This window comes from Burkholderia sp. A9, assembly GCF_000801975.1.
In genome coordinates this window covers 46,768-59,999 of the sequence record NZ_JSZN01000018.1, presented here as the reverse complement: position 1 = coordinate 59,999, position 13,232 = coordinate 46,768, and the positions used below count along the sequence as shown (strand labels likewise).

Sequence of the window (13,232 nt, the reverse complement as noted above, 5' to 3'; positions counted from 1 at the left end):
GCCGCCGGGCGCACGCGCGACGGCCCCTCCGGCGCTCCGCCCTGGCGGCACCCGCCCTCTTCCCGACGTCAGACCATGTTCAGCTTCTTCAAACGATTCAAGAAAACGCAGGAGCCCGACTCCGCGGAATCGCAATCGGCCGACGCGCCGCTCCAGGACGAGCCGTCCGACGCGCCCGCCCCCGCCGCGCGCCAGGCGATCGAAGCGCCGCGAGCGCCCGCGCAACCGGCCGCGCCGGCCGTCGTGATGACCGTCACGCCGACCAACGACGGCAGCGACGAAGTCGTCGAAACGGTCGAGATCGTGCCGCCGCCGACGCAGGACGCATCCGCGAAGAAATCGTGGCTCGCGCGCCTGAAAACGGGGCTCGCGAAGACGGGCTCGAGCATCACCGGCGTGTTCGTCAATACGAAGATCGACGAGGATCTGTATGAAGAGCTCGAAGCTGCGCTGCTGATGTCGGACGCCGGCGTCGACGCGACCGAGTACCTGCTCGGCGCGCTGCGCGAGAAGGTGCGCGCAGGCCGGCTGACCGACCCACAGCAGGTGAAGGGCGCGCTGCACGACCTGCTCGTCGAACTGCTGAAGCCGCTCGAGAAATCGCTGATGCTCGGCCGCGCGCAGCCGCTCGTGATGATGATCACGGGCGTGAACGGCGCGGGCAAGACGACCAGCATCGGCAAGCTCGCGAAGCATCTGCAGAGCTTCGACCAGTCGGTGCTGCTGGCCGCGGGCGACACGTTCCGCGCGGCCGCGCGCGAACAGCTGGCGGTCTGGGGTGAGCGCAACAACGTGACGGTCGTGCAGCAGGAAAGCGGCGACCCGGCCGCGGTGATCTTCGACGCGGTCAGCGCCGCACGCGCGCGCAAGATCGACGTGATGATGGCAGACACGGCCGGCCGCCTGCCGACGCAGCTCCACCTGATGGAAGAGCTGAAGAAGGTGAAGCGCGTGATCTCGAAGGCGCACGACGGCGCCCCTCACGAGGTGCTGCTCGTGATCGACGCGAACACGGGCCAGAACGGGCTCACGCAGGTGAAGGCATTCGACGACGCGCTCGGTCTCACGGGCCTGATCGTCACGAAGCTCGACGGCACCGCGAAGGGCGGGATTCTCGCCGCGATCGCGCGGCAGCGCCCGGTGCCGGTCTACTTCATCGGCGTCGGCGAGAAGGTCGAGGACCTGCAGCCGTTCAGCGCGGTGGAATTCGCGGACGCGCTGCTCGGCTGAACGCCGCCGGCCCGCACCGCACAGGGCGCCTTCGGGCGCCCTTTTTCATGCGCGACCTGAATCCGGCGGCCGCTGCGTCATTCCGCGTCGGGTTGCACGCCGGGTTCGGCGGCCTTGAACGCGTCGAGCGTCGATGCATGGTCGGCGATCCGCTGGATCGTCGGGAAGCGCGTCGTGTCGATCGAGAAACGGTTCGCGTTGAACACCTGCGGCACGATGCAGATATCGGCGAGCGTCGGCGTGTCGCCGAAGCACAGCTTGCCGGTGCGCGGATCGTTCGCGAGGCGCGCCTCGAGCGACGCGAAACCCGCCTCGATCCAGTGCCGGTACCACGCGTTCTTCGCGTCCTCGGGCACCTTCAGCGTGTGCTTCAGGTACTTCAGCACGCGCAGGTTGTTGAGCGGATGGATCTCGCACGCGACCTGCAGTGCGATCGCCCGCACATACGCGCGGTCGACCGGCTGCTTCGGCAGCAGCGCGGGTTCGGGATGCGTTTCCTCGAGGTATTCGATGATCGCGAGCGATTGCTGCAGCGTCGCATCGCCGTCGACCAGCGTCGGCACGACCGCATCCGGATTCACTGCCCGGTATGCGTCCTTCAGTTGCTCGCCGCCGTCGCGCAGCATGTGAACGGGGACGGTGTCGTACGGCAGCTGCTTCAGGTTCAGGGCGATCCGCACGCGGTACGACGCGGAACTGCGGAAATAGCTGTAGAGCTTCATGGGATGTCTCTCGTAGTCGTATGCGGCCGGCAACGAGGCACGCCGCGCACGCGCGGCACCGCCGGGAACCAGAGTTTAGCGCGCCACGTGGCGTCGACGCGCACCGCCGCGCGCTTTGGCGGGCCGCGCCCGTGCGATACTCGGGGCATTCCTTACCGCTCACCGCGCGGCCCGATGCGGGCCGCCCGCCCCACGCCCCGATGACCGCACCCCACGACTCCGCAGCCTCGCCGTTCCCTTGCGCCCGCTTCATCAAGGAAATCGGCCGCGGCCCGCACGGCGCGCGCGCGCTGTCCGCCGAAGACACGTTCGAGCTCTATCGCGCGATGCTCGATGCGCGCGTGTCGGACGTCGAACTCGGCGCGATCCTGATCGCCTATCGCCTGAAGGGTGAAAGCGCCGACGAGCTGGCCGCGATGCTCGCCGCCGCGCAGGCGTCGTTCGAGCCCGTGCACGTGCAGGATGCCGCGTTCCGCCCGGTGTCGATCCCGAGCTACAACGGCGCGCGCAAGCAGCCGAACCTGGTGCCGCTGCTCGCGCTGCTGCTCGCGCGCGAAGGCGTGCCGGTGCTCGTGCACGGCGTCGAGCGCGATCCGGGCCGGGTGACCAGCGCGGAGATCTTCTCGGCGCTGTCGATCGCGCCGTCGACGTCGCACGATGCGATCGAAGACACGCTCGCCGAGCGCCGCGTCGCGTTCGCACCGATCGACGCGCTGGCGCCGCGCATCGCGCGCCTGCTGTCGCTGCGCCGCGTGCTCGGCGTGCGCAATTCGACGCACACGCTCGTGAAGATCCTGCAACCGTTCGCGCCGGCCGGCCTGCGGCTCGTGAACTACACGCATCCGCCGTACCGCGACAGCCTCGCGCAGCTGTTCCGTGATCATCCGGACGCCGCGCTCGGCGGCGCGCTGCTCGCGCGCGGCACCGAAGGCGAGGCCGTCGCCGATACGCGGCGCCAGGTGCAGGTCGACTGGCTGCACGACGGTGTGTGCGATACGCTGATCGAGCCCGAACGCTCGTCGACCGACGCGCCGCCCGTCGAACTGCCCGAATCGCGCGACGCGGCGACGACGGCCACGTGGACGGACGCCGTGCTGCGCGGCGAGATTCCGGTGCCCGACACGCTCGCGCGGCAGGTCGAGACGATCGTACAGATCACCCGGATCGCGCCGTGATCGCCCCCTGGCCGGCCCCCTGTAGTGCCGGTCTTTCCACCGACCATTTGACACGCGCACGCATCCTGGCATAGAGTTGCCCTCATGCGTTCCTTTCCGAACACCCTCCGAATTACCTCCGGCCGCCTAGCGCGGCCGCTATCGCTACGACTAGCCTAAGGCTTTCGTAGCGCCGTGTGCTGTCCGCACGGTCCCTCCCAGCAGTTCCTCGCAGCACCCTTCTCGCAGTTTTTACAACCCGAAGTCGTCAGCATTCGTCCGTCTATCCGTCGGTCGATTCGCGAAGATCATCCGCATCCGCAGCGCGATCCGGCGCCACGGTGCGAGGCAGCGCCAACCGTCGCCCATGCCGCCCGTCTTCGCTCGCGACTTGAGACCCGAGGTCCAGAAGATGAAGCGCAATCCGCAAGACAAGTACCGTCCGTTCGAGCCCGTCCGCATCAATGGCCGCCGCTGGCCGACCCGCACCATCGAGCGTGCGCCGGTCTGGATGAGCACCGACCTGCGCGACGGCAACCAGTCGCTGATCGAGCCGATGAGCATCGAACAGAAGCTCGAGTTCTTCGAGATGCTGGTCGCGATCGGTTTCAAGGAGATCGAAGTCGGTTTTCCGTCGGCGTCGCAAACCGACTTCGATTTCGTCCGCAAGCTGATCGACGAGCAGCGCATCCCCGACGACGTGACGATCGAAGTGCTCGTGCAGTCGCGCGAAGACCTGATCGCCCGCACCTTCGACGCGCTCGACGGCGTGCCGCGCGCGATCGTGCACCTGTACAACGCGGTCTGCCCGTCGTTCCGGCGCATCGTGTTCGGGATGTCGAAGGACGACGTGAAGGCGCTCGCGGTCGAGGGCACGCGACTCATCAAGGAACACGCCGCCGCGCGCCCCGGCACGCACTGGACCTACCAGTACTCGCCGGAAACCTTCAGCATGACCGAGTTGACGTTCGCGCGCGAGATCTGCGACGCAGTCGCGCAGGCCTGGCGGCCGACCCGCGATCACAAGATGATCGTCAACCTGCCGGCGACCGTCGAGGCGGCGAGCCCGAACGTGTTCGCCGACCAGATCGAGTGGATGGACCGCAACCTCGCGTATCGCGACAGCATCGTGCTGTCCGTGCATCCGCACAACGACCGCGGCACCGCCGTTGCGGCCGCCGAGCTCGCGCTGCTTGCGGGCGCCGACCGCATCGAAGGCTGCCTGTTCGGCAACGGCGAGCGTACGGGCAACGTCGATCTCGTCACGCTCGCGCTGAACCTTTATACGCAGGGCATCGACCCGGGCCTCGACTTTTCCGACATCGACGCGGTGCGCCGCGTGGTCGAGCGCTGCAACCAGATTCCGGTGCATCCGCGCCATCCGTACGCGGGCGACCTCGTGTTCACCGCATTCTCGGGCTCGCACCAGGACGCGATCCGCAAGGGCTTCGCGCAGCAGCGCCCCGACGCGGTGTGGGAAGTGCCGTACCTGCCGATCGACCCGGCCGACCTCGGCCGCAGCTACGACGCGGTGATCCGTGTGAACAGCCAGTCCGGCAAGGGCGGCGCGACGTTCCTGCTCGAACGCGGGATGGGCTTCACGCCGACGCGCCGCGTGCAGATCGAATTCAGCCACGCGGTGCAGACGCTCGCCGACGCATCCGGCGAGGAAGTGACCGGCGACGCGATCTGCGCGCTGTTCGCCCGCGAATTCTTCGAGACCGACGGCCCGGCCACGCGCCATGGCGACGGCGCGCGCTGGCAGAACCGCGAGATCGCCGGTGCGCAGCCGGCCGACGCGACGCCCGAGGACGCGGTGCAACGCGCGGCGGCAGCCTTCGCGACGGTGGCCGGCGCGACGATCGACGTCGCGTCGTGCGAACACGCGCGCACGACGGACGGACGGATCGCGGTATCGGTCGGCTGCCGGGTCGGCGATGCGCCGCTGCGGCATGGCGTCGGGCTGCACGCCGATACGGCGAGCGCCGCGCTCGACGCGGTCGTCAGCGCGATCAACCGCTCGGCCTGGCACTGCGCCGACCGCCGCGCGGCGGCCTGAGCGTCGGGCTTCGATTCAGGGTTTGAACGTCAGCGAGCGGAGCGTGACCGCCCGTGCGCCGCGCGATCCGCGCGGCACGGGCCAACAAAAAGCGGCCCAGAAGGCCGCTTCGGTCGGGACATGAAAAGGAGCGCCACGCGCGCTCATGTCTCGGTTGCGCACCGCGTCGCCTGCCATGCCAGCAGGCGCCAGCGGCCCTGCTCATGGGTATGGACCGCGGTATAGGCGATCGGGAAGACCAGCCCGCCGTTGTTCGTTTCCATCTCGATCAACGCGCGCCCGGTGACGACGCAGGTTGCGTCGCCGACCGGCAGCAGATCCTGCGACTGGATCTCGATCTGGCGATAGCGCCGGCGACCGGCGACGATGGCGTCGATGAACTGCTGCTTGGATTCGCGTTTGCCGTTGGTGTGCACGAAGAACACCTTGTCCGACAATTGCGCGTCGAGCGCCTCGCCGTCCCCGTCCACCATCGCCCGGAACCGATCGCGCTCGAGCGCGCGGATCGCATCGATCACCTTCGCCATCGCCTGACTCCTCGGCAACGCGCCCGCCGTGCGCGGGCGTGCGGATCAGAAGTTGTACTGCACGTAGAACTGGTGGAAATTTATACCAGGATTCGGCTCTTTGATACCCGCGTTAGACACATGTTCAAAACGGTAGCCGACCTGATACTGTTGCCGTTGGCCGAACTGCACGCCCACGCCCGCAGTAGGCGCGAACTGGAATGCGGTCGACAGCGAGAAGTTGTCCGAGATCGTCGGATGCGTCAGAACCCGGACGCCGCCGCCGGCCTCGATGAACGGGCGAATCTGCCCCGCGCTCTTGATGAAGCGGAACATCGGCGTCACCCCGAATTCGCCGATGCTGCTGTGAACGTTGCCGCTCGTGTGCCAGTAGCCTGCGTGCCCTTCCACCACGAACGCAAAGTGCCAGCCGCCGATTTCCCACCAGTTCCAGCCCGGATCCCACACCACGCCGAGATCGCCCTTGTCGATCCCGTGCCGATCGGAAAACCCGCCGCCCGCCTGGATCCCCCACCGATCCGCGAACGCGGCACCCGATCCGCCCAGCAGCGACGCCGCCAGCATCGCGTGCAACGCAAACCGGCTACGAGGCCGGCGATTCTTCTTATTGTTCATCTGACACTCCAACTTTGTGGGTTGAATGGAGCCTGCCGCAGCGGCCTGGCCCGAGCGAACTGAATGGTATGGTAAAGGACTTTTCGGATCGGCATCACGAAACGAAATTGTTTGCTTCCAAAACTACAAAAATCGAAATCGTCTACTGATTACTATCAGAAACAATAACTTACGGAACTTCATCACGCCATCCCGGTCGCAAATTAGACTATCGACTCGACAAGTTCGATAGAAAATCGGGAACTCCGATGCCCCCGCACCCTCTAAGGAATTAGCACTCGGATTGCGGGAGTGCTAAGATGGCCCTCGGAATCTCATCCGAGACCAAGGGTTTGTCCCTGATTCCAAAGGAGTTTTTTAGTGAGCCACGCTCTGACCCTTCCGAACACCCTGAGCCCGACGCCGGCCAAGGCCGAATCGGCAGGCTCGCTGGCGCTCGCAACTCAATCGATGTTGCCGGGCCAGCTTGGCAACATCGACGCGTATATCCAGGCCGTCAACCGGATTCCCCTGCTGACCGCCGAAGAGGAACGCCAGTACGCGACCGAATTCCGCGACGACAACAACCTCGACTCGGCACGCCGTCTCGTGCTGTCGCACCTGCGGCTCGTCGTGTCGATCGCGCGCAACTATCTCGGCTACGGCCTGCCGCACGGCGACCTGATCCAGGAAGGCAACATCGGCCTGATGAAGGCCGTGAAGCGCTTCGATCCGGCGCAGAACGTGCGTCTCGTGTCGTACGCGATCCACTGGATCAAGGCCGAGATCCACGAGTACATCCTGCGCAACTGGCGGATGGTGAAGGTCGCGACGACGAAGGCGCAGCGCAAGCTGTTCTTCAACCTGCGCAGCCACAAGAAGAGCATGCAGGCGATGACGCCCGAGGAAATCGACGGCCTCGCGCAGGAGCTCAACGTCAAGCGCGAAGACGTGACCGAGATGGAAACGCGCCTGTCGGGCGGCGACATCGCGCTCGAAGGGCAGGTCGAGGACGGCGAGGAGTCGTATGCGCCGATCGCCTACCTGGCCGATTCGCACAACGAGCCGACCGCCGTGCTGGCCGCGCGTCAGCGCGACATGCTGCAGACGGACGGTATCGCACAGGCGCTGGAAGCGCTCGACGCACGCAGCCGCCGGATCATCGAGGCGCGCTGGCTGCACGTCGACGACGACGGCTCGGGCGGCTCGACGCTGCACGATCTCGCCGCCGAATTCGGCGTGTCGGCGGAACGCATCCGCCAGATCGAAGCGAGCGCAATGAAAAAGATGCGCACCGCCCTCGCCGAATACGCGTAAATCCCTGGCGATTTAGAGCGCCTCATCGAAAACCGCTGCCCGACCGGCAGCGGTTTTTTTTCGCCCGTCTGTTTCGCTGCTTTCACGCGCTTCTGCACGCGCTTCTCCGCCCGTTTCTCTACCGATTAATTGACCTGATTCATCAGGTATTAGGCCGTTTGCGCGCCCCTTCCGCATAACCTTGATCTGCCTCAACTTTTGCCCCCCGTTTCGCGACGGTCTGCCGCAGCGCAGCACTCGGCATCGGAAAGCCGTCCTTTTAAAATTGGCATGTAAGGCGCAAAAGGATTAACACAGCTTCACGGCCGTCATAAATCCGACGTAAAGTCGCCCCAAATCCGACGTAAATCGATTCAGGATAATCGCCTTGATCTCGATCAATAAAGAGCCTGCGCCGCCTCCCCCGCGGCCGGCCGGCACGATCGGCTGGCGCGCGCGCGTCGCCGCGTGGGCACGCGGCCCAACCCTCGCCCGCGACATCACCCTGGTGCTGATCGTCAAGCTGATCCTCCTGATGTCGCTCAAATACGCATTCTTCAATCATCCGCAGGCCGAGCACATGTCGCTGCCGCCTGCCGCCGTCGCCGAGAAGCTGCTCTCGGTGCCGGCGCCAGCATCTACCGAGGGAGACCACCATGATAAGTAGTGAAGTCGTCGATCTGTCGCGTCTGCAGTTCGGCATCACGGCGCTCTACCACTTCCTGTTCGTGCCGTTGACGCTCGGCCTGTCCTGGCTGCTCGTCATCATGGAAGCCGTCTACGTGATGACCGGCAAGCAGGTCTACAAGGACATGACCCAGTTCTGGGGCAAGCTGTTCGGGATCAACTTCGCGATGGGCGTGACGACCGGCATCACGCTCGAATTCCAGTTCGGCACGAACTGGTCGTATTACTCGCACTACGTCGGCGACATCTTCGGCGTACCGCTCGCGGTCGAAGGCCTGATGGCGTTCTTCCTCGAATCGACCTTCGTCGGCCTGTTCTTCTTCGGCTGGAACCGCCTGTCGAAGGTCAAGCACCTGATGGTCACGTTCCTCGTCGCGCTGGGCTCGAACCTGTCCGCGCTGTGGATCCTCGTCGCGAACGGCTGGATGAACAACCCGGTCGGCGCCGAGTTCAACTACCAGACGATGCGCATGGAGATGACGAGCCTGTTCGACGTGCTGTTCAACCCCGTCGCGCAGGTGAAGTTCGTGCATACGGTGTCGGCCGGCTACGTGTCGGCGGCGATGTTCGTGCTCGGCGTGTCGTCGTGGTACCTGCTGAAGAAGCGCGACGTCGACTTCGCGCTGCGCTCGTTCGCGGTCGCGGCCGGCTTCGGCCTCGCGGCGACGCTCTGCGTGATCGTGCTCGGCGACGAATCGGGCTATACGACCGGCGAAGTGCAGAAGATGAAGCTCGCCGCGATCGAATCCGAATGGGAAACGCAGTCGGCACCCGCGTCGTTCACGCTGATCGGGATTCCGAACCAGGAAGAACAGCGCACCGACTACGCGATCAAGATCCCGTACGCGCTCGGCCTGATCGCGACGCGCTCGATCGACGAACCGGTGATCGGCCTGCGCGAGCTCGCGAAGCACAGCGAGGAGCACATCCAGAGCGGGATGATTGCGTACGGCGCGCTGCAGAAGATCAAGCAGGGCGACACGAGCGACGCGACCCGCGCGCTGTTCGACCAGCACAAGCAGTACCTCGGCTACGGGCTGATGCTCAAGCAGTTCACGCCGAACGTGGTCGATGCGACGCCCGAGCAGATCAAGGCCGCCGCGAAGAAGACGATCCCGCCAGTCGCGCCCGTGTTCTTCTCGTTCCGGATCATGGTGGCTCTCGGCTTCCTGTTCGTCGCGACGTTCATTGCCGCGTTCTGGTTCTGCGCGCGCCGCGAACTGCTGCAGGACAACCGCCGCTGGTTCCTGCGCTATGCGGTGTGGGCGATCCCGCTGCCGTGGATCGCGATCGAATTCGGCTGGATCGTCGCCGAGCTCGGCCGCCAGCCGTGGACGATCGCCGGCGTGCTGCCGACGCACCTGTCCGCGTCCAGCCTGAAGCCGAGCGACCTGTACCTGAGTCTCGCGGGCTTTGTCCTGTTCTATACCGTGCTGTTCGTCATCGAGATCAAGCTGATGTTCAAGTACGCGCGTCTCGGCCCGTCGTCGCTGCACACCGGCCGCTATCACCACGAACTCGCCGCTGCCGGCGAGCGCGCCGCGGTTTGAGCACGCCCCTGCAACGGAACAAGGAATCGCTATGGACTATGCAACTCTCAAGCTGATCTGGTGGCTGCTCGTCGGCGTACTGCTGATCGGCTTCGCCGTCACCGACGGCTTCGACATGGGCGCGACCGCGCTGCTGCCGTTCCTCGGCAAGACCGACGACGAGCGGCGCATCATCGTCAACACCGTCGGCGCGACGTGGGAAGGCAACCAGGTGTGGCTGATCACGGCCGGCGGCGCGATGTTCGCCGCGTGGCCGCTCGTCTACGCCGCGTCGTTCTCCGGCTTCTACTTCGCGATGCTGCTCGTGCTGTTCGCGCTGTTCTTCCGGCCGGTCGGCTTCGACTACCGCAGCAAGCGGCCTGACCCGCGCTGGCGCGCGGGTTGGGACTGGGGCCTGTTCGTCGGCGGCTTCGTGCCGGCGCTGGTGTTCGGCGTCGCGTTCGGCAACCTGCTGCAGGGCGTGCCGTTCCAGTTCGACAGCGACCTGCGCGTGACCTACTACGGCAGCTTCTGGGCGCTGCTGAACCCGTTCGCGCTGCTCTGCGGGCTCGTCAGCCTCACGATGCTCGTCGCGCACGGCGCCGCGTTCATCAAGATGAAGACCGACGGCGTGATCGCGCGCCGCGCGTCGATCGCGCTGCGCGTGTCGGCGTTCCTCGCGGTCGTGCTGTTCGTACTGGCCGGCGTGCTGGTCGCATCGTATATCGGCGGCTTCCACATCACGCATGCCGCGCCCACCAACACGGTCGCGAACCCGCTGCTGAAGGACGTCGCCGCCGGCTCGGGCCTGTGGCTCGCGAACTACAGCGAATTCCCGTGGATGATCGCGGCGCCCGTCGTCGGCATCGCGGGCGGCCTGCTCGCGATGCTGCTCGCCGGCTCGAAGCAGGAGAAGACGGCCTTCTTCTGCACCGGGCTGATGATCGCCGGCGTGATCCTGACCGCGGGCTTCTCGATGTTCCCGTTCATCATGCCGTCGTCGCTCGACCCACGCAGCAGCCTGACCGTATGGGATTCGACGTCGAGCCACATGACGCTGCAGGTCATGCTGTTCGCGGTGATCGTGTTCCTGCCGATCGTGCTGCTCTACACGAGCTGGGTGTATCGCGTGATGCGCGGCAAGGTCACGCGCCAGACACTCGAAGAGAACACGCACTCGATGTATTGAACCCGGCCGGGGCGCGCACGCGCCCTTGCCCACCGTTTCAAAAGGAGTCGGACCATGTGGTATTTCAGCTGGATTCTCGGTATCGGCGTCGCGCTTTCGTTCGGCATCGTCAACGCGATGTGGCTCGAAGCGCGGCAGAAGTCGCCGGAAGCGCCGGTGCGCGCACGCCGCGACTGATACTTGACGCATGCGCGGCGGGCGAATGATCGCCCCGCCGCCCGCCGTCGGGAACGAACCTCGCTACATGCGAGGTTTTTTTTCGTCCGGGCAGTCCGGGGCAACCGATTGCCGTGTCGACACGGCATCCCCCGAGCCGGATCGCCGCCCCAAAGATGAAAACGGCTTGCGACACACGCAAGCCGTTTTCGCTTTACCGACCGGCGGTCCGGATCCGCTGCGCGGATCGGACCGGCCTCATCGGATCAGGCCGGTTGTACGGCCGCGTCGCCGCCCGTCGGCGGCAGCCTCGTGCCGAGCTGTTCCGCATAACGTGCCGCCACGTTGCCGCAGACGATGTGGAACGTGTCCGGCGACACCCATGCAACGTCGAGCGCGCCAAGGCGATCGCGATCGACCGCCGAGGCGTCGCGCACGACGACGCGCAGTCGCGTGGTCGCGATCGCGTCGAGCGATGCGACGTTGGTCGCCCCGCCGAACACCGCGAGCCAGCGCAGCGGATCGGGATCGAGCGGGCCGGCTACCGCGCCCGCGACCGGCTGCGCAGCCGCGGCCGTGGCCGTCTGCGCGGCGCCGGTCGCGCCGCTGCCGATGGCCGAACGCATCTCGTCGGCAATGATGTCGGCCTCGGGCCCGATGATCACCTGCACGCTGTTGCCGCCGCGCTTGAGCACGCCGCGCGCGCCGATCGACTTCAGCTCCGGCTCCGACACCTTCGCCGCATCGACGACGGTCAGGCGCAGGCGCGTCGTACACGCGTCGACGACCGTCAGGTTGCCCGCACCGCCGAGCGCGGCGATGTAGCGCTGCGCGCGCGGAGCGGCCGCAGCGACACCGCCAGCCGGCGCGACGAAGCCGCCCGATGCGTACGAATCGGTCGCCGCATCGGCCGACGCCGGTTCGCGGCCCGGCGTCGCCATGTTGAACTTGCGGATGAAGAAGCGGAACAGCCCGTAGTACGCGGCGCCGTACGCGATGCCGAGCGGAATCGCGAGCCAGCCCTTCGTCGACAGGCCGTAGTTCAGCCCGTAGTCGATCGCGCCGGCCGAGAACGTGAAGCCGAGCTTCAAGCCGAGCATCTGGCAGATCGCGAGCGACAGCCCGGTGAGCACCGCGTGGATCACGTACAGCACCGGCGCGAGGAACATGAAGCTGAATTCGATCGGCTCGGTCACGCCGGTCAGGAACGACGTGAGCGCCATCGAGAACAGCAGGCCGCCGACCATCGCGCGGCGCTCCTTCGGCGCTTCGTGCAGCATTGCGAGACACGCGGCCGGCAGGCCGAACATCATGATCGGGAAGAAGCCGGCCATGAAGGTGCCCGCAGTCGGATCGCCCGCGAAGAAGCGGTGCAGGTCGCCGTGCACGATCTCGCCGCCGGCCGGCGGCGTGAAGTTGCCGAACACGAACCACGCGAGCGAGTTGATGATGTGGTGCAGGCCCGTGACGAGCAGCAGGCGGTTCAGGAAGCCGAACACGAACGCACCGATCGCGCCTGCCGTCGTCAGCCACTGGCCGGCCGCGTCGATCGCATGCTGGACCGGCTGCCACACGTAGCCGAATACGATGCCGAGTATCACGCACACCAGCCCGGTGATGATCGGCACGAACCGCTTGCCGCCGAAGAACGCGAGGTAGTCGGGCAGCTTGATGTCCTTGTAGCGGTTGTACAGCAAGCCCGCGACCACGCCCGCAATGATCCCGGACAGCACGCCCATGTTCAGCTTGGGATCGATGTCCTTCATGATCGCGGTTTCGATCAGGTAGCCGATCGCGCCCGCGAGTGCCGCCACGCCGTTATTGTCCTTCGCGAAACCGACTGCCACGCCGATCGCGAACAGCAGCGGCAGGTTGTCGAAGATCGCCCCGCCGGCGTCGGCAATCATCTTGATGTTGAATACATCCGCCTGCCCGAGTCGCAGCAGGATGCCGGCAACCGGCAACACCGCGATCGGCAGCATCAGCGCCCGGCCCAGGCCCTGTATCTTCAGAAACGGATTCCCGTCCATTCAGTCCTCCAATCCATGTCTCGTCATTAAGCGTCGTTGACCTAATTGCTTTCGTAGTG

The 13,232-nt window shown here is 66.1% G+C and carries 12 protein-coding genes; 8 read left to right on the top strand and 4 right to left on the bottom strand.

Annotated features, from left to right (window positions below):
• The first annotated feature begins 75 nt into the window (after positions 1-75).
• Complete coding sequence (ftsY, locus tag PI86_RS10395; RefSeq protein WP_039321663.1) at positions 76-1,230, top strand: signal recognition particle-docking protein FtsY; 1,155 nt, start codon at positions 76-78, stop codon at positions 1,228-1,230.
• Between the two features lie 77 nt (positions 1,231-1,307).
• Here ftsY and maiA read toward each other — a convergent pair whose 3' ends face one another.
• Positions 1,308-1,952 (bottom strand): maleylacetoacetate isomerase, encoded by a 645-nt coding sequence (maiA, locus tag PI86_RS10390; RefSeq protein WP_039321660.1) that lies wholly within the window; start codon positions 1,950-1,952, stop codon positions 1,308-1,310.
• A 200-nt stretch (positions 1,953-2,152) separates the two neighbouring features.
• Between maiA and ybiB the strand changes: the two genes are divergently transcribed.
• Both ybiB and leuA read left to right on the top strand, forming a co-directional pair.
• Complete coding sequence (ybiB, locus tag PI86_RS10385; protein ID WP_039321657.1) at positions 2,153-3,127, top strand: DNA-binding protein YbiB; 975 nt, start codon at positions 2,153-2,155, stop codon at positions 3,125-3,127.
• A 391-nt stretch (positions 3,128-3,518) separates the two neighbouring features.
• Complete coding sequence (leuA, locus tag PI86_RS10380; protein ID WP_039321654.1) at positions 3,519-5,165, top strand: 2-isopropylmalate synthase; 1,647 nt, start codon at positions 3,519-3,521, stop codon at positions 5,163-5,165.
• 143 nt (positions 5,166-5,308) lie between these two features.
• Here leuA and PI86_RS10375 read toward each other — a convergent pair whose 3' ends face one another.
• Both PI86_RS10375 and pagL read right to left on the bottom strand, forming a co-directional pair.
• Positions 5,309-5,692: a nuclear transport factor 2 family protein gene (locus PI86_RS10375; protein ID WP_014895993.1), complete on the bottom strand. Its 384-nt coding sequence runs from the start codon at positions 5,690-5,692 to the stop codon at positions 5,309-5,311.
• Between the two features lie 45 nt (positions 5,693-5,737).
• Positions 5,738-6,307 (bottom strand): lipid A 3-O-deacylase PagL, encoded by a 570-nt coding sequence (gene pagL, locus PI86_RS10370; RefSeq protein ID WP_039321651.1) that lies wholly within the window; start codon positions 6,305-6,307, stop codon positions 5,738-5,740.
• A 360-nt stretch (positions 6,308-6,667) separates the two neighbouring features.
• On the opposite strand from pagL, the gene rpoH reads away from it, so the two are divergent.
• The 5 genes from rpoH (at position 6,668) to cydX (ending at position 11,164) form a co-directional block, all read left to right on the top strand.
• A complete protein-coding gene (rpoH, locus tag PI86_RS10365; RefSeq protein WP_014895991.1) occupies positions 6,668-7,603 on the top strand; it encodes an RNA polymerase sigma factor RpoH in 936 nt (311 codons plus the stop codon).
• Between the two features lie 367 nt (positions 7,604-7,970).
• Positions 7,971-8,249: a cytochrome oxidase putative small subunit CydP gene (gene cydP / locus PI86_RS10360; RefSeq protein ID WP_039321648.1), complete on the top strand. Its 279-nt coding sequence runs from the start codon at positions 7,971-7,973 to the stop codon at positions 8,247-8,249.
• Complete coding sequence (locus PI86_RS10355) at positions 8,239-9,819, top strand: cytochrome ubiquinol oxidase subunit I (RefSeq protein ID WP_039321646.1); 1,581 nt, start codon at positions 8,239-8,241, stop codon at positions 9,817-9,819. Before cydP ends, PI86_RS10355 begins: the two co-directional genes overlap by 11 nt.
• Positions 9,820-9,850: 31 nt before the next feature.
• A complete protein-coding gene (gene cydB, locus PI86_RS10350) occupies positions 9,851-10,987 on the top strand; it encodes a cytochrome d ubiquinol oxidase subunit II (protein WP_039321644.1) in 1,137 nt (378 codons plus the stop codon).
• Between the two features lie 54 nt (positions 10,988-11,041).
• Complete coding sequence (gene cydX / locus PI86_RS16390; RefSeq protein ID WP_014895987.1) at positions 11,042-11,164, top strand: cytochrome bd-I oxidase subunit CydX; 123 nt, start codon at positions 11,042-11,044, stop codon at positions 11,162-11,164.
• A 245-nt stretch (positions 11,165-11,409) separates the two neighbouring features.
• Here cydX and nagE read toward each other — a convergent pair whose 3' ends face one another.
• On the bottom strand, positions 11,410-13,173 hold the full coding sequence (gene nagE / locus PI86_RS10340; RefSeq protein ID WP_039321641.1) for an N-acetylglucosamine-specific PTS transporter subunit IIBC: 1,764 nt from the start codon (positions 13,171-13,173) through the stop codon (positions 11,410-11,412).
• Positions 13,174-13,232 lie beyond the last annotated feature (59 nt).